Raw genomic sequence first — 20,813 nt, 5'->3', positions numbered from 1 at the left:
AGGCCGCAGTATGTCTGAGCAGCCCGCATCTCCCCAGCCCACCCGCCAGATCGTCTACCCCGAGTCGCTACCCGTCTCCGCCCGACGAGCGGACATTATGGATGCCATCCAGCAGCATCAGGTGGTCGTTGTCGCGGGTGAGACCGGCTCTGGCAAGACCACGCAGATCCCCAAGATGTGTTTGGAATTGGGCCTGGGTGAAGCCGGCACGATCGGGCATACACAGCCGCGCCGTTTGGCGGCACGATCGGTTGCCGAACGCATCGCGGAAGAATTGGGCGAAGACGTCGGCCAAACGGTCGGTTACCAGGTGCGTTTCACCTCTGAGGTCGGCCAGGATACGTCGATCAAGCTCATGACCGATGGCATTTTGCTCGCGGAGATCCCTCACGACCCTCTCCTGAAACGCTATTCGGCCATCATTATCGATGAGGCCCACGAACGTTCGCTGAACATCGATTTCATCCTCGGCTATCTCAAACGGATTCTGCCGCAGCGGCCGGATTTGAAGGTCATCATCACGTCCGCGACCATCGACCCGGAACGATTCTCGCGTCATTTCGCACCAAGTTTTGATCCGGTGGCCGAGCACGATCCCGAAGAGCCCATGCCCGACGACGCCGCGCCGGTGATCGAGGTTTCCGGACGAACCTATCCTGTGGAGATTCGCTACCGACCCCTGACCGATGTCGGGATGTCGGACGACGAGACAACGGACGGTTTGGAGGCCAGCGACGTCGACCCCCTGGATGCCGTGTGCGATGCGGTGCTCGAGTTGCGTTCAGAGGCTCCCGGCGACATTCTGATCTTCTTCTCCGGTGAGCGAGAGATCCGCGACGCCGCGGAGGCCCTCGAAGATCTCGCCCGCCGAGAACGTTCCCTCGCGGGCACAGAGATCCTGCCCCTCTTTGCCCGGCTTTCCATGGCCGAACAGCACAAGGTCTTTCGCCCGTCCGGCAAGCCCAGGATCGTTCTGGCCACCAACGTAGCCGAGACGTCCCTGACCGTTCCCGGCATCAAATACGTCATCGATCCCGGCACGGCCCGAATTTCTCGCTATTCATCGCGGACTAAAGTTCAACGGCTACCCATCGAACGCATTTCCCAAGCGAGCGCGCGGCAACGGTCCGGCCGATGTGGCCGTGTGTCGGACGGTATCGCGATCCGGTTGTATTCGGAGGAAGATTTTTCCTCGCGTCCGGAGTTCACCGACCCGGAAATTCTGCGGACCAATCTGGCGTCGGTCATTTTGCACACCATGTCGATTGGCGTCGTGGAATCCCCTAGTGACATGGAGCGATTCCCTTTTGTTCAGCCGCCTGCGCGCCGCGCGATTACCGATGGAATCAACGTCTTGCGAGAGCTGGGTGCCCTCAAGGAAAAAGGCGCAGCCGGAAACTCGACTCGAACGTCGAACTCGCGATCGAAGCGGTCGCAGGGCGCCCAAAAAACGCAACGTGATCAAGGCGTCGCATCTCCACTAACCCAGGTCGGCCGCCAACTTGCGGCGTTTCCCGTTGATCCTCGCCTCGGACGCATGATCGTTGCGGCGGAAAGCCACGGCGTCGCCAAGGAGCTCATGGTGTTAGCGGCCGCCCTCACCATCCAGGATCCCCGCGAGCGCCCCACCGAAAAACGCGCGCAGGCCGACGAATTCCACTCTCGTTTTACCGACGACACCTCGGATTTTTCGAGCTATCTTTTGCTCTGGCAATACCTCCAAGACAAGCAAGAAGAACTCTCCTCATCCCAATTCCGAAAGCTCTGCGGTCGGGAATTCATTAATTATCTGAGGGTCAGGGAATGGCAAGACCTTTACGAGCAACTGCGCCGTTTGGGATCCCGAGCGAATATTAGTGTTCCGCGGGGTCGGCAAATTACCGTGGGCGGCACGGAAGAGGCGGTGCATCGCAGCCTGCTGACCGGTCTTTTGAGCCATATCGGCGTTAAGGACGAACGCAAGCACGAGTACCACGGCGCCCGAGGAAGCCGCTTTTCAATCTTTCCCGGGTCGGGCCTCTTCAAGAAAAATCCGGATTGGATCGTCTCGGCCGAATTGGTCGAGACCTCAAAATTGTGGGCCCGGGTCAATGCGTCGGTCAATCCTCAATGGATCGAAGACGCCGCCGGGAATCTTCTGAAACGCACGTATTCGGAACCTCATTGGTCCGCAAAGCGTGGCTCCGTGATGGCCTACGAAAAGGCCACATTATTCGGCGTGCCGGTGGTGACGGATCGACCGGTCAATTATTGGCGCATCGACCCGGAACTCTCCCGGGAACTCTTCATCCGTCGTGCACTCGTCGAAGGCGATTGGCGAACCCGTCACCGCTTCTTCCACCGAAATCGACGGCGTCTGGAAGAGATCGACCAGCTCGAGGCTCGCCTACGACGTCGAGACCTTAAGGTGGATGACGACGCCATTTACGCGTTCTACGACGCGCGCATTCCTCAGGACATCGTCTCCGAACGCCACTTCGACCGGTGGTGGAAGAGGGAACGTCCCCGGAACGAGCACCTCCTGGACTTCGACCGTGAACACTTGATCGACGATGACGCCCGCGACTACGACGAATCCCAATTCCCGCGCACGTGGGTGTTGCCCACCAGCGACGGCGAATTGCGATTGGACCTGACCTACGAGTTCGCCCCTGCCGCTCCGGGAAGCACTCCTGAGGCCGACGGCGTCTTTGTCCAAGTTCCGATCGTGTTCCTGAATCAGATGTCGCCCGAGCCCTTCGAATGGCACATACCCGGACTTCGTCGTGACCTCATCACCGCGCTCATCAAGTCCCTCCCCAAAGCATCGCGCAAGAATTTTGTGCCGGCGCCCGACGTCGCGCGAGAGGCCTTGAACGCACTGGAGGCCGACGCCGACCCCACTCGGGACGAGCTCCTGCCGGCATTGGAACTCGCCTTGCGGCGCCTCAAAGGGTTCGTGATTCCCCCGAATTCTTGGAATTGGAATGCCGTGCCCGACCATCTTCGGGTGACGTTCCAGGTGCGCGACCATCGGAACCACCTTCTGGGCGAAGGGAAGGACCTGGCCGAGTTACAAGACAAGCTACGCCCCCACATTCGTGCCGCATTGGCAGCTTCGCTCGGGGCTTCGCCGGAGGCGCTGGCGCGGCTCACGTCGACGGGCGGCCAGAAGAACCCCGGTACGGGGCACGCACCCGGGCCTGCTTCCCCGCGAGACCGGAAGCAGAACGATGCGGCACCGGCACAGGCTGGAAGCACGTCGACCGGTGTGAAAGAGCGCAGCGGCCTGACGGAATGGCCCGACGTGGATATTCCCCGGAAAATCACGCGCACCATTTCGGGACACTCGGTTCAGGGATATCCGGCGCTAGTCGACGAGGGAAAGTCTGTGGCCCTCAGAATACTGACGTCCCCGGCGGAACAGGAACGAGCCCAGCGCGGCGGCGTTATTCGGCTTTTGGCGTTACGAGTCCCCTCACCCCAAAAATACGTTTCTGACCATCTGAAAAATCAGGAAAAAATAGTCTTCACGCAAAACCCACACGGATCCGTGGAGTCGCTCATCGCCGACTGCACCGTCGCGGCCCTAGATAAACTCACGCCGTCAGAAGCTCCGACAACGCGGGAAGAATTCGATCGCCTGTTCCACGAAGTTCGAGCCGAACTCATCGACACGGTCTTCACGGTCACCAGCCTGGTCGCCGACATTCTCAAACGCGCTAATGGGGTGCGAAAGAAGTTAAAGTCCGCGGCATCTCTGTCGCTCATCAATAACGTCAATGACGTTAAAGCTCAGTTAGAGAATCTGGTCTTTCCAGGTTTCGTGGCGGCAACGGGATATGAACGGCTCGTCCATCTTCCTCGGTATCTCGATGCCATGGAGCGCCGAATCGAAAAAATGGGCGAAAAAGTTCGTCAGGACACCACGCTCATGCTGGAAGTTCAAGCACTGGAAGATCGGTACGACGGAGCGGTCGAAAAACATTGCCCCAACGGAGCTACCCCACCCGTCTTGGCCGACGTCGGCTGGCAGATCGAAGAGCTACGCGTCAGCTATTTTGCTCAAGAATTGGGAACGGCCAGGCCCGTCTCGGCACAACGTATTACCAAGGCCCTAAACCAGGCGATCGAGGAACTCGGCCGTTAAGATAGCGAAGCACGGCAGTGACACGGCGATGCACGTTGTCGTCGGCCGCAAGCTCAAGCTTGGCGAAAATGCGCTGAGTGTGTTTTTCTACCCCGCCTAGGCTGATGACCAACTGATCCGCGATACCCGCGTTCGTGTGTCCCGCCGCCATGAGCTCGAGAACTTCCGTCTCACGCGGGGTGAGAACTTCCCAAGGGGCTCGGTCTCGCACCAACAGTTGTCGGACGACCTCGGGGTCCAGGACGGTTCCGCCATCCGCCACGCGATCCGCGGTCGCCAAAAACGCGTCAATGTCGGACACCCGGTCTTTGAGAAGGTAGCCCATGGAACCAGCCCCTGAGGCCACCAAGTCCTCGGCGTAGTCCACGATGACGTATTGGCTCAAAAGCAGGATGGGTGCTTCCGGCCAAGAACGTCGCAATTCGATGCTAGCGGTCAGGCCTTCGTCTGTATGACTCGGTGGCATACGAATATCACTAATGACCAGATCTGGACGCGCATCCAGTGCGGCCTCGATCATGGATGGCCCATCCCCCACACCGGCCACGACCTTATGCCCAGCGTCCTCGAGGATCAGGCGTAGCCCCTCGCGGATGAGGGCTGAGTCATCGGCGATCACGGTTCGCATGGGATCTCACATTCTATGGTCGTCGGTCCTCCATGCGGCGAATAAACGGTGAACTGGCCGTCTGCGCCCTTGACGCGATCCGTCAGCCCTGCCAACCCGTGGCCTTTTGCGGCGGCTGCGCCTCCCACGCCGTCGTCACGCACTTCTATGTTCAAGACGGCGTCATCGAGATGTACTGAAATCTGTGCATGTTGCGCGGCGGAATGCTTGTTGGCATTGACGAGACATTCCGAAATCACGAAATAAGCTGTGGTCTCCACATGGGGAGGAAGGCTTCCCCGAACATCCCAAAGTATCTGGACGGGAATCTGTGAACGCGATGCCGTTTCCGTAACAGCGGCGTGCAGGCCGCGATCAACGAGAATCGCCGGTGCGATTCCTCTCGCTAGCTGACGCAATTCCATGAGTGTCTCTCGACTCTGCGTTTTAGCCCCCCGAAGTATCTCCATGGCCCGACGAGGGTCGTTCTCGGCGATGCGTTCCGCTCGGGCCAGGTCCATCTCCAGACGAACCAGCCGTTGCTGTGGACCATCGTGGATATCTCGTTCAAGACGACGCATTGCATCAATTTCTGCTCGACGCGAAGCGGCCCGAGATCCCTTCAGGTCTTCAATGCGGTGCCGCGACGGCACGGGCAAACACAACATTAATTCAGATACGACAGCCCTGAGAATTGATAGACCGTGAACGAGCGGCATAAGAGTGAGCGCAAAGGCCGCTCCAACCACGGCATAAGCAATTCCTTCTGCGAGATATGGGTGGTCGGTAATCCAGGGAATATGTTCCACCGAGAGAAGATCGACAAGCCGACCGTCGCCGTCCTCATGGATCAGGCCGATGCTGAAAAGCCACATCATGATCGGCCCGGCCACCAGCATTAAGGCCAACATCCACCAGGTAAAGGTCAGCCAAAAGACCACGGTGGAAATGACAAAGTCCACCAAGATCCAGGCAAGGTTCATCCAGGACTGTCCGTGAGACGCGTCTGCCCTTAGACGATCTAAAGCCCCTACGGATTTCCTCGGCGGATAGGGTGTCGACACGTCACGACTTCGTACCCAACCTACGAGGTGACGCTCCCAGCTACTGGCTCCACGACCGTAATACAACGTTCCCCACAGCACGGGGACTCCCAAAAGGAGGAGAGGAACGAGGCCTGCCCCAAGACTCACAAGGGTGCATACCACGATGAACGAACACAAGGCGACCGGGAAACTCGAGGCGAGGTACAGATTTTCGCGGACAAACCGCTTCCACCGGGGAATGTGGCGAGCACGCCTCAGTTCTCTGGTGTCGAGGCGCTCCTCAAAAGCTGACCAGTTGGTCCTCCTCTGGTTCTTCCGGTGTGCAGTATTGGTCTCGTACTCTGATGCGGTGCTCATATATTTATCGTCTCGAAAGAGACCTGGCTGGCCCATCCGGCTAGTCGGCGTCTTGCCGTCGGGTTACCCCGACCACCAGACACCCCCGTTTTGCGAGGATCAGTCGATCTCTGCTTCCGGATGCCCTGCCCGGGCTAGGGCTGCCCGGATCGAAGCGGCCGCGTCGTCCATGAGCGCGTCATCGGGGTCGTTATCCACCTGGTCGAAGCTGAACTCTTCAATGGAATTCGTGGGCCATACGTGCAGGTGAGTGTGCGGGACCTCGAAGCCCTGGATCATCAGGCCAACACGCACCGGCTCATAAACTTCGTTGATGGCCTGCCCGATCAGGCGTGACACCTCCATAAGGTGCGCTGCCAGGTCCTGAGGTAGATCGACCCAGTGGTCTATCTCTTGCCGGGGTACCACGAGGACATGCCCCATGGATAGCGGTTGGATCGACAAAAACGCGACGGCGCGCTCATCCTTCCAGACGAATCGTCCAGGCAATTCGCCGTCAATAATTTTGGTGAAAACCGAGCTCATGATGTCTCCTCAAGGTTCAGTGAATCGCCGGGACGGAGCCGCACGTATTCGCTTCCATATTTAGTTCCGAAGTTTTCCAAATGCTTGGTCAACATGGCGTGCCCATTCTCGGCCATCAGACCGTCGTGAATGGGGAAGGCACGTTGAGGTCGCACGGAGGCCAAGAAATCCACGACTTCTTGAAGCTTATTCCACGGCGCGTGGATCGGTAGGAGCAGATGCTTGACCGTGATGTGGTGCGGAACGATCAAGCTATCTCCGGGATGGTACACGTCGTCATCGATCATGAACCCGACGTTCTGGATTGTCGGAATCAGAGGGTGAATCAACGCATGCTGACCACCAAAGGTTCTGATGCCGAATGGGCCCACATCGAACTCTTCCTCCCCCTGCACGGAGTGAATACGCTCGGGGTTCTTGACCGATTCCCGCAACTCGTCGGCCGCCGACTGTGTCGCGTAGACCTGGATGTCAGTGTGGTCATTGAGGACCTCGTGAACCGGCTCGCGAAAGTAATGATCAGGGTGTTCGTGCGTGACCATCAAATACTCGGCGCCCTCGAGGGCCTCACGAATCTCTTCCGGCGATGAGAAGTTGCCGGGGTCCAGGACCAGCACCGAGCCGTGCTTCTCGACTCGGACACAGGAGTGCGTAAATTTCGTGATTCTCATAGCCCCCAGCGTATCCCTGTCTCGTTGTCGGGGCGATAGATTCCCTCGTGGCCTAGAATGGAACGAACCGCAATAAGGCCCGGTCAGGCGTGGGTTTTGCATCGCCCTGCGCCACCTAGGGGAAGGAGAGCCTCCGTGGTTTCCCAGAATTTGCCGACATCTCGAGGGACAACTATCACCGATAGTGGCACCCAACAAGAATTTCGGAATACCCGGCAACGGCGAACCGTACTCGAGGTGCTCGCGACTCTTGACGATTTTCATTCCGCGCAGGATTTTCACCGGATCATCGTGGATCGCGGAGGCAGGGTATCGCTGGCAACGGTGTACCGGATTTTGCAGTCCTTGGCCGATTCCGGCGACGTCGATTCGGTGCAAGATCAAGAGGGCCAAGCTCTGTACCGCAAGTGCGCCGCCCAGGAACATCATCATCATCTGTTGTGCCGCAATTGCGGAGCCGCCGAAGACATCGAAGCCGACGTTGTTGAAGAATGGGCGTCGAGCATTGGCGCGGCCTTGGGCTATTCCGACATTGAACACACCGTGGAACTCACCGGCATCTGCTCACAGTGTGCTCGCGATAAGTCCCCGGAGACTTCTCTACCGGGAAGGTAATTCCGCCGAGCTGAGGGCCGACCGTCCCCGGTCGGTGTCATGCACTCGTCGTCCCGAGCCCGTGGTGCGACGTCGAATTCCGCCAATAACCCGGCACACCAGGTAGATCACGAAAGAAATGGTGGTCACATAGGGGCTGATCGGTAACGATCCCGCCAAGGCCAGGAGAATGCCTCCGACCGTGGAAATCTCGGCGAAGATCACGGACAAAATCAGCGCTTTAACCGGCGACGCCGTGATCTGAACCGCCGCGGCGGCCGGGGTAATCAGGAGCGCCAACACCAACAGCGAGCCAACCACCTGGACCGACAACGCCACGGAAATGCCGAGCAGCAACATGAACACCATCGACAGGGTGCGCATCGGCACGCCTTTAGCCGCGGCCACATCGGGGTCCAAGCTGGCAAAGGTCAAGGGGCGCCACACGAGGAACAACAATCCGATGACGACCACCGCGCCCACGGCCATTTCCGTGGTTTGCGCGCCGTCCACCGAGACAATTTGTCCGGTCAGCAAGGAAAACTTATTCGCCGAACGCCCCTGATATAGGGAGAGGAAAAGGATTCCCAGTCCCAACCCAAAAGGCATCAGAACGCCGATGAGCGATCCGTTGTGTTTGGCCCTTGCTCCCAGCGCACCGATGATCGCGGCCGCCGCGATGGAACCCACGAGAGATCCGGTGATGACGTCGAAGCCCATCAGCAGGAAGAATGCCGCGCCGGCAAATGAGAGTTCGGCGATGCCGTGCACCGCGAAGGCTCCATCTCGCATTGCTACGAAAGTTCCGATGAAACCACCAATCAGCGCCAAGATGGCGCCGGCAACGATGGACTGACTCAGCAAGCTCAGCAGTTCGCCATAACCGTCGAAGACGAAGATGCGGCTCCATAGGCCCTCCGCCGCCAATGGCAGGTGCATTAACTGATCCGGAATCATGAGACTTTCCCTTCGACGTCGTGGGCGTGGCAGTCGTCGCCGGGGGTATGGGAGAGAGAATTCGCGCCCACCACGATGTACCGACCGTCAACCTTCATCACGGTCACCGGAGCGCCGTATACGCGAGAGAGCGTCTCGGTGGACATGACGTCCTCGACGCTTCCCACGGTGAATCTTCCGTTGGCTAGATAGAGGACCCGGTCAACGTCATCGATGATCGGGTTAATTTCATGCGTCACGAAGATCACGGTGGCTCCCGATTCGCGCCGGTAGTCCTCGATCAACTGGCTCACGGCGCTCTGGTGTCGAAGATCCAAGGACAAGAGCGCTTCATCACAGAGCAGCAGACGGGGCCGAGAGGCCAGCGCTTGCGCCACCCGGAGACGCTGCTGCTCGCCGCCCGAGAGCAGACCCACGGGAACGGAGGCGTAATCGGTAGCGCCCACGCGTTCCAGCAGCTCGTCGATGCGAGCCCGGCGCTTTCGAGACCATAGACCGGGCCCCCAGCGGTGTCCATCGACTCCCAATCCCACGAGATCCCGAGCCCGAAGCGGTGTTTCGGGGGAAAAATCTCGTTGCTGGGGCACGTAACCAATGTGCGGATTGCCTCGGCGTACGCTTTCCCCTAAAACGGAAACCTCTCCCGAGCTGAGTGGCAATAGACCCAACAGTGCCTTCAGAAAAGTGGATTTTCCCGAACCGTTGGGGCCAAGAACCGCAAAATACTCCCCCGGCTGGATATCCAAGCTGAGGTCTTCCCACAGCACTCGGTCCCCGAAGGAGAGCGCGGCCTGATGAAGGCTAACGCTGGGGGCTGACGATGAGGACACACAGGCTCCTGTTCGCGATGGGGCTGGGTACGGCGAAGCGCCGACCGTCAGGTCGACGCCTCGCCAGGGTCAGGTGGACATTCAGATTAGGCGTGATCCTTCAGAGCCTTGGACACGGAATCCAGGTTGTCATCCATCCAGCCGATGTAATCCTTACCTTCCGGCAGGGTCTCGGTGAAGGACACGGTTGGCACATGATGCTCTTCCGCGTACTTCTTGAGCTCTCCGGTCTGCGCGGATTCAGTCTGCTGGTTGAAGCCTAGCAATGAGATGGAACCCGAGCTGAGCGCGTCCCTCATGGACTTCAGCACGGAGGCGGGAACGTCAGTATCGCCCTCGATTGCCTCGTAGAAATCCGTGGGCGTCTTGTCTTCGAGTCCGGTCGCCTGCAGCAAGTATCCCGGCACCGGTTCGGTCGCGACATAGCCCTTGCCCTTGGCGTTCACGTCCTCAGCTCGATGCTGGAGAGAGTCCAGCTTTCCGCCGAGGTCCTTGGCCTTCGTGGAGTAGTCGTCCTTGTGGCTAGAATCGACGGAACCGAGGTCCTCACCAATCTTTTCGGCGACCTTCTTCATGACCGACGGGCTGTACCAGACGTGTTCATTGAACGAACCGTGGTCGTGCTTATGCTCATGTTCCTCGCTTCCGGAGGACTCATGATCGTGATCATGTTCTTCGTGGTTGGCCTCATCTGCGCCGGGAAGCCCAGAAAGTTCAACGGCGTTGATCTTTTCGGCCTTGGAGTTTTTCGCCAGATCGTCCATGAAGGCGTCGTATCCGCCACCGTTTTCCACGATCACGTCGGCCTTCTCAACCTTGAGACGGTCTTGGGCGGTGGCTTCATAGGAGTGAGGATCTTGGCTCGAGGAATTGATGATCGACTCGACATTGACGTGATCCCCGCCAATCGACTTCACGATATCGCCGTAAACATTGGTCGAGGCAACCACCGTGATCTTCTTGTCGTCGCCCTTGGAGGCGTTGCCGTCCTGCGACGAGCAACCAGCCAACGCCAATGAACCGACCGCGCCCAGGGCGGCGATCGTCATCCAACGAGTTCCCCTCATAAAAATTCTCTTTTCTCCTGCACCAGTGATGATCATGCGACAAAGTCAGCATTCAGTGCGAACCATCGCTTAAAATGAACGATTCGCATCTGGGGCAAGCTTACTCAGATGCGAATCATTCACAATTTAGAGGATGGTTATACGTTGAGGTCCGGCTTCTCATCCCTCGACGACGGACCGATCTTTGAGGCCGCCGTGGACCCTCTGCCAGAGGCCCTCTTATTAGCGCCACTGAGATGGTCCTGAGCAAAAGGCTCCAACCGACGTCGGTGGCCCTCAGATCGGGTGGGATCTTTGACCTCACCGATCAGCTCTTCCAAAACATCTTCAAGGAACAACACCCCCACCGTCGCCCCTCCCGGGGAGACCACACGTGCCACGTGGCCATGCGTCCTTTGCATGGTCGCTAAGGCGTCTTCGACCGTGGTCTCGGGACGAAGGTTGATCAACGAGCGGACTCTGGTCAAGGGCGTGGGCAAGCGATATCGCTCCTCCGGAATGGAGAGAACGTCTTTAACGTGGAGGTAGCCCAGGTAGCTACCGTCCTCCGATTCCAGGACAAACCGTGAGAATCCCGTCCGCCCGACCGCTTTCTCCAGGGAATGGGGCGAGCAATCAGAGGGCAAGGTCACCAGCTTGTCGACCGGGACCATGACGTCACCCACCGACTTTTCCGAGAATTCCAGCGCGCCGGTCAGCATGCCGTCCTCATCGGTCACCAAGCCTTCGGCTGTGGATTCCTCCACGATCGTCTGGAGCTCTTCCAGAGTGAAGGTCGACGAGACCTCATCTTTGGGCTCGACCTTCATCAATCGAAGAGCCGAGTTGGCAATCCAGTTGAGGAAGACGATCACCGGTTTGACCGCGTGGGCCGTCATGACAAGGGGCGGTGCGAGCCACAAAGCCGCCTTGTCAGCAACCGACACGGAGATATTCTTCGGAACCATCTCTCCGAAGATCACATGCAGGAAGGTCACGACGAGCAATGCCAGCAAGAAACCGATCACATCAGCGGCCGAAGCCGGCACGCCGATATGCATCAGCGGCTCCGCGACGAGGTGATGTAACGCCGGTTCGGCGACGTTCAAGATCAACAACGAACACACCGTGATGCCCAACTGACAGCACGCCAACATCAGCGAAACGTGTTCCATGGCGCGCAAGGCCGTGATAGCTCGCTTGTTCCCAGCCTCCGCGAGGGGTTCAATCTGAGAACGGCGAGCGGACATGATCGCGAATTCGCCACCCACGAAGAAGGCGTTTCCAGCGAGCAGAACGATCAGCAGCATCAGGGATACCCAGTCGTTCATCGCGAGCCTCCCTTCGTAGCGGGTTTCGCATTGACATCGTGGTCCACGGCCCTCACGGGGCCAAGGTCCTCGGAGAAGGTTTCATCGGATTCGCGAACCGCCGGAGTGAACAAAATACGGTCCACTCGTCGATGGTCCATGCGTTCTACTTCCAGGATTCCGGTTTCGATCGGCACCGTGTCCCCTACTTCGGGAATGCGTCCCAATCGATCCATCATGAAGCCGCCCATAGTTTCGAAGGCGGGATCGTCGTCGATATCGAGGGGTGTCACTTTATCCGTCACCTCGTCAGGCCTCATGAGGCCCGGGAAATGCCAGCGACCGTCGGCGGTCTCGAGCACGCCCGGAACCGCCCGGTCATGTTCGTCGGCGACCTCACCGACGATCTCTTCGACCAAGTCTTCCAAGGTAGCGATGCCAGCCGTTCCCCCGTATTCGTCGAGCACCACGGCAACCTGTAGAGCGGACTCTCGAAGCTCACGCAGCAGCGCATCCAGATGAATGGTCTCCGGAACTCTGAGGACTTCGTCCATGAGTGCACCAGCTTGAACGGTTTCGCGACGCTCAGGCGGAACGCCGACTGCGCGTTTGATGTGCACGACACCTTTGACGTCGTCCTGATCCTCTTCATACAGCGGAAAGCGTGAGTGTCCGGTCTTTCGAGCCTCACTGATGATCTCGGTCACGCTGGCGCTCGTGGGCAACATGACAACCTGGCGTCGCGCGGTCATGACGTCGGAGGCGGTGTGTTCTGCGAAATTGAGGGTTCGAGCCACAAAGTTCGCGGTACCGACGTCCAAGGTTCCCAAGTCTGCGGATCGGCGCACCATGGATGAGAGCTCCTCGGGCGACCGTGCGCCGGAAAGCTCTTCCTTTGCTTCGAGTCCCAAGAGGTGCAAAACCTTATTCGCCGCACCGTTCATCACGACGACAAAGGGTTTCATCACGGCGGTGAAGGCAAGTTGATAACGTGCCAGCGCCCGTCCAATTCTGAACGAGTCTGAGATCGAGAGATTTTTGGGGATCAGTTCGCCCAGCGCCATCGACAGCAACGTTGCGATCAGCATAGAGACGATGAGGCTCAGCGCGGAGCCGATCGAATCCGGGACCGGAAGCATCTCAACAGTTCCGGAAAGTAATCCCTGGATTCCGACATCGAGCGTATAACCCGTCAACAGGGTGGTGATGGTGATGCCCAGCTGGCAGCTGGACAGCTGCGTAGACAACGACTTCAGGCACCTCAGGAGAGGTTCCGCGCCGCGGTCACCATCGTGGATTTGGCGAATAACCGTCGGTTGATCGAGGGCAACAAGGGAAAACTCAACGGCCACAAAGAACCCCGTTCCCAGAATGAGAAGGAGTCCGGCCAGAACGAGTAACCATTCCATGGCGCTACTTCACCGTCTCAGCGAAACGGCGGCACACCAGAGGCGGCCCAGGGCAGATTTTCTTACAACTAAAAGGGTCGTCCATAAGGATTATGAGTCTACCGTGGCCGCTCAGCATCGGGAGATACTGTTCGTCCTTTTCCTCACGGTTTCGACCTTGGCGAACAGGAAAGGGCCGCGCCGAGTCGACGCGGCCCTCCACAAATTCGTGACAGTTTATGCCAACCAGGATCGGGTACGAGCCCGGCCTTCGTCGTAACCCGAGGCCGCCTGGACCCCTACGATCGCACGCTCATGGAACTCGCTGAGGTCATTGGCTCCGGCGTAGGTCATGGACGAGCGAACTCCCGCCGTGATCTTGTCGACGATATCTTCGGCACTCGGGCTTGACGGGTCCAAGTACATCGTCGAATTCGAGATGCCTTCCTCGAACATTGCTTTGCGAGCGCGCGTGAAAGCGTCTTCCGACCGGGTGCGGTGTTTGACGGCTCGCGTGGATGCCATGCCAAAGCTCTCCTTGTAGGGCCGGCCGTCGGAATCCAAATGAAGCTCGCCCGGGGCTTCGTACGTGCCGGCAAGCCAGGAGCCCACCATCACCATGCTGGCACCCGCGGCGAGCGCGAGGGCGACGTCGCGAGGGTGCTTGACCCCGCCGTCGGCCCACACATGTTTACCCAATTTGCGAGCAGCTGCGGCACACTCCACGACGGCGGAGAACTGAGGCCGGCCGACCGCGGTCATCATTCGCGTCGTACACATCGCGCCGGGGCCCACGCCGACCTTGACGATGTCCGCGCCCGCCTCGATAAGGTCTCGGGTTCCGGCCGCGCTCACGACGTTGCCGGCCACGATCGGAACCGTGGGGTTCAACGAACGCACTGCCGTCAACGCGTCGAACATCTTTTGTTGGTGACCGTGAGCTGTGTCCACGACCAGCACGTCCACGCCTGCCTCGAGTAAGGTTTGTGCCTTGCCGCGAACGTCCCCGTTGATTCCCACGGCGGCGCCGACGATCAGCCGCCCCGATGAGTCGAGGGCGGGCTTGTGAATCGTCGAACGGATCGCCCCGGAGTGCGAAAGGACCCCACGATAGAGGCCATCGCGGACGATGACGGCCATTTCGATACCTAGCTCTTCGCAACGATCGAAGACGCTACGGAGCGCCGCGTCGCGCTGGGGGCTTCCCCATGCGTCACCGAGGGCCAGGTCCGCCTCTTCGATCACCAACGGCATGGGATGGAGAATCGTTTCGACGGCGGCAGCCGGGTCTTCGCCTCGACCCTCTTCGCGTCGTACCAGTCCGATGGGTCGTGAATCTTCGTCGACCACCACGGCCTCCGTAAAGCGTCGATCGCCCAATCGCCGTAGAGCGTGTTCGATCGAGGTGTCCGGAGCGACGATGACGGCAGACTCCACAACGGGATCCGCCGTCTTGACCGACTCGATGATCCTGACGGCCGCATCTAGCGGAACATCTTGAGGCAAGATCGCCAACCCACCGCGACGGGCCAGGGTCTCCATCATTCGAGCGCCGGAAACGGCCGTCATATTGGCGGCAACGATCGGCGAGGTTGCACCCGTATGATCGCTCGTCGACAGATCAACGCCGAAGCGTGAGGTGACCTCGGAGCGCGACGGCACGAGGAAAACGTCGTTATAGGTCAGGTCTGTGGTGGGGCTATTCAAGAATTGCACTTGCCCTATGGTACCCAGATAGATCGAAAACCGATATGGCGACGGTGACTTTCGTCGTCACGGACCGGTCGATGGGCATCGGCTGAGATGCGATGCACAGGTCTTCCGGCAACTTGGGGCCGTGGCGGCTGGATAACGTCTGGCCAACCCTAATAGACTCGCCATTAGAAGGTTGCGCCATCCCGCATCGTCGCGGGGTACACGGCGGCTCGTAGCAGAACAGTGAAATCTGCCCTGCCCACCGCGCTTCGGCAGCATCCACAATTAGGTGTGGGCCAGTCTAGGATCCAATGGCCCAGACAGAACCAGCAAATGGAAGAGGCGTGAAGCTAGTGCCAGATCAGCCACAGCACCAGATCCCTGAGGAATTCGCCGGTAACGAATGGCTCGTCGACGAGCTCTTCGAGCAGTACCAGCAGGACAAGAACTCGGTGGACAAGAAGTGGTGGCCCATCTTTGAATCCATGGAGGAGAAGGAAGGCGGCAAGACGGCATCGACTCCCACGAAGTCATCGGCTCCGGCCGCCGCCTCCCAGTCTTCGGCTCCGCAGGCCGCTCCGGCGAAGAAGTCGGCCCCTGAGAAGAAATCTGCTCCCGCCGATCAGCCCACGCAGAAGGCCCCGGCAGAGCGCAAGGCACCCGCCAAGCAGGAGACGGACGCTCCTCAGCAGTCCGAGACGAAGAGCGCTTCCAGCTCGAAACTCCCGATCCCCGCTCAGCTCCCGGAAGCCGGCAAGAACGACGTCGAAGCCGAAGAAGACAAGGTCGAGACTCTCCGCGGGCCTGCCAAGGCTGTCGCCGCCAACATGGACGAATCGTTGACGGTTCCCACCGCCACCACGGTCCGCGCCGTTCCGGCCAAGGTTTTGATCGACAACCGGACCCAGATCAACGACTATCTCAAGCGCACGCGCGGCGGTAAGGTCTCCTTCACCCACATCATCGGGTACGCAGTGGTCAAGGCGTTGAAGGCCTTCCCGTCCCAGAACGTCGTCTACGGCGAGAATGAGAAGGGCCGTCCCGCCGCGATTCACCCGGCACACATCAATTTCGGTTTGGCCATCGACATGCCCAAGCCGGATGGCTCTCGCAACCTCGTCGTTCCCAACATCAAGAAGGCCGAGACCCTCAATTTTGCCGAGTTTTGGGCCGCATACGACGACATGGTCAAGCGGGCCCGTGACAACAAGCTCACAGTCGAGGATTTCAAGGGCACGACCGCTTCGCTGACCAACCCGGGCGGAATCGGCACCGTTCACTCGGTCCCGCGTTTGTCGAAGGGTCAGGCGTGCATCATCGGCGTCGGCGCCCTCGACTACCCCGCCGAACGCCGCGGCACCTCCCCCAAGACCTTGGCGCGAGAGGGCGTGTCGAAGATCCTCACCCTGACCTCAACCTACGATCACCGAGTGATCCAGGGCGCGGGCTCAGGCGAATTCTTGAAGCTGATCGACCAGTATCTGCTCGGTGAACATGGCTTCTACGACGAAATCTTCGAGGTCCTGCGCATCCCGTACGAGCCCGTGCGTTGGGCCGTGGATAACCAGGTCAATCCCGAGGAAGAGATCAACAAGGTTGCTCGAATCCAGCAGCTGATCCACTCGTATCGAGTTCGCGGCCACCTGATTGCCGAGGTCAACCCGCTCGAATACGTGATGCGTAAGCATCCCGATCTCAACATCGCCACGTACGGCTTGACGTTGTGGGATCTGGACCGCGAGTGGCCCACCGGCGGGTTCGGCGATGCTCCCAAGCTCACGCTTCGGACCATCCTCGACCTCCTTCGCGAGGCCTACTGCCGCACGCTCGCGGTGGAGTACATGCACATTGAGTCCCCGAGCGAGCGCCAATGGTTCCAGCAGCAGCTCGAACATGGCTACACCAAGCCGGGCCGCGATGAGCAGCTGCGCATCCTGGGCAAGCTCAACGCTGCGGAGGCCTTCGAGACCTTCCTCCAGACCAAGTACATCGGTCAGAAACGGTTCTCTCTCGAGGGCGGCGAGTCGCTCATTCCGCTCCTTGATTCCATCATCTCGGGCGCAGCCGATCAGGGTCTGGCCGGTGTGGGCATTGGAATGGCACACCGTGGCCGCCTCAACGTGTTGACGAACATCGCCGGCAAGTCCTATGCACAGGTCTTCCGGGAATTCGAAGGTGAACAGGATCCCCGCCTCGTGGGCGGATCCGGTGACGTCAAGTACCACCTCGGTACCGAAGGCGTGTTCACCTCGGACGCCGGAAACGAGACCCAGGTCTACCTTGCGGCCAACCCCTCGCATCTCGAGGCGGTCAACCCCGTACTCGAGGGCATCGTGCGCGCCAAGCAGGACCTCCTCGACGAGGGCGGCGAGTCCGACAACGCCTATGGTGTTCTGCCGATCCTGGTACATGGCGACGCCGCGTTTGCCGGCCAGGGCATCGTCGCGGAAATTATGCAGATGTCGCAATTGCGCGGTTTCAAGGTGGGCGGCACGGTGCACATCGTGGTCAACAACCAGGTGGGCTTCACGACGACGCCGGGCGAGGGACGTTCCTCGACCTACGCGACCGATATCGCTCGCATGATTCAGGCGCCGGTGTTCCACGTGAATGCGGACGACCCCGAAGCGGTCGTGCGTGTCGGCCAGCTAGCCTTCGAATACCGTCAGCGGTTCAAGAAGGACGTCGTCGTCGACATGGTCTGCTACCGCCGCCGTGGACACAACGAGGCCGATGATCCCTCGATGACTCAGCCGTTGATGTACCAGCTGATCGAGGCCAAGCGCTCGACCCGCAAGCTCTACACCGAGTCTCTGATCGGTCGTGGAGATATTTCACCGGAAGAGGCCGACCGGGCGCTCAAGGATTACCAGGAGCGGCTCGAACGGGTCTTCACCGAAACCCACGAGGCTCAGACGTCTTCGGCGCCTCTGGTCACCGGCGACGCCGCGGCTGTGTCGAATATCGAACGCCCGGCCGCTCAGCAGATCGAGGACTCGGTCTACTCCCCCGAGACCACCGCGGTCTCGCAGGAGGTCGTTGCCCGCGTGGGCGAGGTCCACAACGAAATGCCCGAAGGCTTCACGATTCACAAGAAGCTCGGACAACTCGTCAAGAAGCGCCACGAAATGGCCCAGAACGGAAAAATCGACTGGGGCTTTGGCGAGCTGATCGCTTTCGGTTCGTTGCTCATGGAGGGCGTTCAGGTCCGCATGTCCGGCCAGGACGTTCAGCGTGGCACGTTCGTTCAACGCCACTCGGTCTTGCACGATCACGAAACCAATGCCGAATGGGTTCCGTTGCGTCACCTGGCCGATGACCAGGCGAAGTTCATGATCTACAACTCGCTGTTGTCGGAATATGGCGTCATGGGCTTCGAATATGGATACTCGGTTGAGCGTCCGGATTCGCTGGTGATTTGGGAAGCGCAGTTCGGCGACTTCTTCAATGGTGCCCAGATGATCATCGACGAGTTCATCTCGTCGGCCGAGCAGAAGTGGGCCCAGCGTTCCTCGCTCGTGTTGATGTTGCCGCATGGTTACGAAGGCATGGGCCCGGACCACTCCTCCGCCCGCATGGAACGCTTCCTGCAGCTCTGCGCGGAGAACAACATGACCGTGGCTGTACCCACGACGCCGGCCAACCACTTCCACTTGTTGCGCCGTCACGTTTACAGCCGTCCTCATCGTCCGCTGGTCATCATGACGCCGAAGCAGCTCTTGCGCCTGAAGGCGGCGACCTCCGAGGTTTCCGACTTCACGCAGGGCGATTTCCAGGCGGTCATTCCGGATCAGGGTGGGCTCGACGACTCCAGCGTCAAGCGCGTCATCATGGTCTCGGGTCGTCTGTACTACGATCTCGCGGCCCGACGGGAAAAGAAGGGGCTCAACAACACGGCCATCATCCGTGTGGAGCAGCTCTACCCGTTGCCGCTGGACGAGATCAAGGAGCAGCTGGCTCGCTACCCCGAAGCGGATGTGGTGTGGGCTCAGGACGAGCCGGCCAACCAGGGCCAGTGGCCCTACCTGTCCGTGTCGATGCTTCCGCTGTTGGACCGCGAGGTTCGCCTGGTGTCCCGCCCGGCTTCGGCTTCCCCCGCCACCGGCACGGGCAAGCGTCACCAAGCTGAGTTGGAACACCTGGTTCAGCAGTCCTTCGACTAATCTGAATCGCGTGAGCCTCTGGCCGCGTATTCGTCGGTTTTCGGCCAACGAATACGCGGCCAGAACATGCGGGCAAGGACTAGAACGTTTATCGTTACGTTAGATGCACTCTTCCTCGGGTAGCCGAGGTCAGGGACGACGTGACGCCGTAGACAACAGAAAGAATCTCGTGGAGCAACGCAACATTCGGATCGTGGCAGTCGGAGACGACCTGCTTGCTGGCATTGGGGACCCGCGCGCCCTCGGTTGGTTCGGGCGTGTCATGGCACGTACACCTCAGCACGTGGCCCCCGTGGTCTCCTACAACCTCGCCGCTCCCGGCGAAGGAAGCGAGACCCTCAACGATCGGTGGTTCGAGGAAGCCAGCCGTCGTTTCGCGACGGGCGCTGATAACCGCCTGGTGATCGCGCCGTCGACCTTCGACATCGACACGGGTTTGACCAATGCCCGCAGTCGCCTCAACCTCGCCAACATGGTGGACCTGGCTTCACAGAACAACATGAAGGTTTTGGTCGTCGGTCCCCCGCCCACCTTGGACGCCGAGCGCAACCGCCGGATCGCGGATCTCTCCGCCGCCTATGCGGATGTGACCACGCGCCGTCGCCACGTCTATGTGGATACTTTCAACCCGTTGCAGCATCACGAACAGTGGCGTCAGGACCTTGCGGCCAACGACGGACGCCCCGGACAGGCCGGCTACGGCCTCATGGCCTGGCTTGTGCTGCACCGCGGTTGGTACTCCTGGTTGCAGCTCCCGGAGCCCAACTAACTCGCTTTGGTGGAACCAAGCTCACCACCCTGAGCCTCGCTTCGGGGGTGCGGGCTTCTGGTTTCGTCTGGCACAATAGATCACAATGCCTAGTATTCGGGGTACTACCGCCTTGCGCGGAGTACCGTCATCACTGGGCTGACCATATTAGGGCCGCTCCCCGTGCCAAGCACCGGGTAGCGCGGAAGGAGGCTCACATGAGCAAGCGTGGACGTAAGCGCAAGGATCGCCGCAAGAACGCAGCTAACCACGGCAAGCGCCCCAACTCCTAAAGAGTTGGACATGCCATGACGCGCGTGGACTACGGTCCGCCGCGAGCGCGTCGACGAAAGGGCTGGGATGCATCAAGCATCCCAGCCCTTTCGTTGTTTCCAACTTGCCCCGTTAGGAAGCCATCGGCCGGCGATTTTCCTCGTGTTGGCCGAGACCCGTGTGATCGTGTGCGGAGGTATCGGGGCTATCCCGCAATACATCGATTTTGGCCAGAATCGACTGTTTGAGTTCTTCTGGGGCCGGCTCGCTACAGGATCTCTTGACCGAAGAACGAATCAGGCATTCCAGGTCATATTCCCTCGCGCAAAGTTCGCATTCATTGAGATGCGCACAGATGTCTTCAATGTCTGCCGGCGAGAGTGCGCCGTCCAGATATTCGTACATGCTCTGAATCTTGTCCTCGCGGCATCCGCCGTTTTCGTGGCAGTCTGTCATTTTCAAATTCCTTCCTTT

At 59.6% G+C, this 20,813-nt stretch carries 16 protein-coding genes; 5 read left to right on the top strand and 11 right to left on the bottom strand.

Annotated elements, in window-relative coordinates; all coding sequences use genetic code 11:
* The first annotated feature begins 10 nt into the window (after positions 1–10).
* Positions 11–4,129: an ATP-dependent RNA helicase HrpA gene (hrpA, locus tag B9Y51_RS08030; RefSeq protein WP_085529361.1), complete on the top strand. Its 4,119-nt coding sequence runs from the start codon at positions 11–13 to the stop codon at positions 4,127–4,129.
* On the opposite strand, the gene B9Y51_RS08025 is transcribed toward hrpA, so the two are convergent.
* From B9Y51_RS08025 to B9Y51_RS08010, 4 genes are all read right to left on the bottom strand, one after another.
* Positions 4,086–4,757: a response regulator gene (locus B9Y51_RS08025; RefSeq protein ID WP_048680244.1), complete on the bottom strand. Its 672-nt coding sequence runs from the start codon at positions 4,755–4,757 to the stop codon at positions 4,086–4,088. The genes hrpA and B9Y51_RS08025 overlap by 44 nt on opposite strands.
* A complete protein-coding gene (locus B9Y51_RS08020; RefSeq protein ID WP_158088277.1) occupies positions 4,745–6,139 on the bottom strand; it encodes a sensor histidine kinase in 1,395 nt (464 codons plus the stop codon). The genes B9Y51_RS08025 and B9Y51_RS08020 overlap by 13 nt, the downstream gene beginning before the upstream one ends.
* Before the next feature lie 99 nt (positions 6,140–6,238).
* Positions 6,239–6,664: an HIT family protein gene (locus B9Y51_RS08015; protein ID WP_048680248.1), complete on the bottom strand. Its 426-nt coding sequence runs from the start codon at positions 6,662–6,664 to the stop codon at positions 6,239–6,241.
* The gene (locus B9Y51_RS08010) at positions 6,661–7,335 is read right to left on the bottom strand and encodes an MBL fold metallo-hydrolase (protein WP_085529359.1); all 675 of its coding nucleotides are present in this window, start codon (positions 7,333–7,335) and stop codon (positions 6,661–6,663) included. The genes B9Y51_RS08015 and B9Y51_RS08010 overlap by 4 nt, the downstream gene beginning before the upstream one ends.
* A 135-nt stretch (positions 7,336–7,470) precedes the next feature.
* Here B9Y51_RS08010 and B9Y51_RS08005 point away from each other — a divergent pair, with 135 nt between their 5' ends.
* Entirely contained in the window at positions 7,471–7,950 is a 480-nt protein-coding gene (locus B9Y51_RS08005; RefSeq protein ID WP_238650994.1) for a Fur family transcriptional regulator, read from the top strand.
* Here B9Y51_RS08005 and B9Y51_RS08000 read toward each other — a convergent pair.
* The 6 genes from B9Y51_RS08000 to B9Y51_RS07975 form a co-directional block, all read right to left on the bottom strand.
* A complete protein-coding gene (locus B9Y51_RS08000; RefSeq protein WP_048680254.1) occupies positions 7,936–8,886 on the bottom strand; it encodes a metal ABC transporter permease in 951 nt (316 codons plus the stop codon). The genes B9Y51_RS08005 and B9Y51_RS08000 overlap by 15 nt on opposite strands.
* Complete coding sequence (locus B9Y51_RS07995; protein ID WP_065424256.1) at positions 8,883–9,716, bottom strand: metal ABC transporter ATP-binding protein; 834 nt, start codon at positions 9,714–9,716, stop codon at positions 8,883–8,885. The genes B9Y51_RS08000 and B9Y51_RS07995 overlap by 4 nt, the downstream gene beginning before the upstream one ends.
* 86 nt (positions 9,717–9,802) lie before the next feature.
* The gene (locus B9Y51_RS07990; protein WP_048680255.1) at positions 9,803–10,765 is read right to left on the bottom strand and encodes a metal ABC transporter solute-binding protein, Zn/Mn family; all 963 of its coding nucleotides are present in this window, start codon (positions 10,763–10,765) and stop codon (positions 9,803–9,805) included.
* Positions 10,766–10,920: 155 nt separating this feature from the next.
* A complete protein-coding gene (locus B9Y51_RS07985; RefSeq protein ID WP_085529357.1) occupies positions 10,921–12,093 on the bottom strand; it encodes a hemolysin family protein in 1,173 nt (390 codons plus the stop codon).
* A complete protein-coding gene (locus tag B9Y51_RS07980; protein ID WP_085529356.1) occupies positions 12,090–13,481 on the bottom strand; it encodes a hemolysin family protein in 1,392 nt (463 codons plus the stop codon). Before B9Y51_RS07980 ends, B9Y51_RS07985 begins: the two co-directional genes overlap by 4 nt.
* 216 nt (positions 13,482–13,697) lie before the next feature.
* The gene (locus B9Y51_RS07975) at positions 13,698–15,176 is read right to left on the bottom strand and encodes a GuaB1 family IMP dehydrogenase-related protein (protein WP_085529355.1); all 1,479 of its coding nucleotides are present in this window, start codon (positions 15,174–15,176) and stop codon (positions 13,698–13,700) included.
* Positions 15,177–15,508: 332 nt separating this feature from the next.
* Between B9Y51_RS07975 and B9Y51_RS07970 the strand changes: the two genes are divergently transcribed.
* The 3 genes from B9Y51_RS07970 to B9Y51_RS11495 all read left to right on the top strand — a co-directional run bounded on the left by B9Y51_RS07970 (position 15,509) and on the right by B9Y51_RS11495 (position 20,359).
* Positions 15,509–19,318 (top strand): multifunctional oxoglutarate decarboxylase/oxoglutarate dehydrogenase thiamine pyrophosphate-binding subunit/dihydrolipoyllysine-residue succinyltransferase subunit, encoded by a 3,810-nt coding sequence (locus B9Y51_RS07970; RefSeq protein ID WP_048680597.1) that lies wholly within the window; start codon positions 15,509–15,511, stop codon positions 19,316–19,318.
* A 169-nt stretch (positions 19,319–19,487) separates the two neighbouring features.
* The gene (locus B9Y51_RS07965) at positions 19,488–20,087 is read left to right on the top strand and encodes a GDSL-type esterase/lipase family protein (protein ID WP_048680261.1); all 600 of its coding nucleotides are present in this window, start codon (positions 19,488–19,490) and stop codon (positions 20,085–20,087) included.
* 197 nt (positions 20,088–20,284) lie between these two features.
* The gene (locus tag B9Y51_RS11495) at positions 20,285–20,359 is read left to right on the top strand and encodes a 50S ribosomal protein bL37 (RefSeq protein WP_371811975.1); all 75 of its coding nucleotides are present in this window, start codon (positions 20,285–20,287) and stop codon (positions 20,357–20,359) included.
* A gap of 112 nt (positions 20,360–20,471) precedes the next feature.
* On the opposite strand, the gene rsrA is transcribed toward B9Y51_RS11495, so the two are convergent.
* Positions 20,472–20,795, bottom strand: a complete 324-nt coding sequence (gene rsrA, locus B9Y51_RS07955; RefSeq protein ID WP_065424260.1) for a mycothiol system anti-sigma-R factor — start codon at positions 20,793–20,795, stop codon at positions 20,472–20,474.
* Positions 20,796–20,813 lie beyond the last annotated feature (18 nt).

The sequence above is a fragment of the Kocuria massiliensis genome, assembly GCF_900169715.1.
Taxonomy (GTDB): Bacteria; Actinomycetota; Actinomycetes; order Actinomycetales; family Micrococcaceae; genus Rothia; species Rothia massiliensis.
This window is presented reverse-complemented; position numbering and strand designations above follow the sequence as displayed.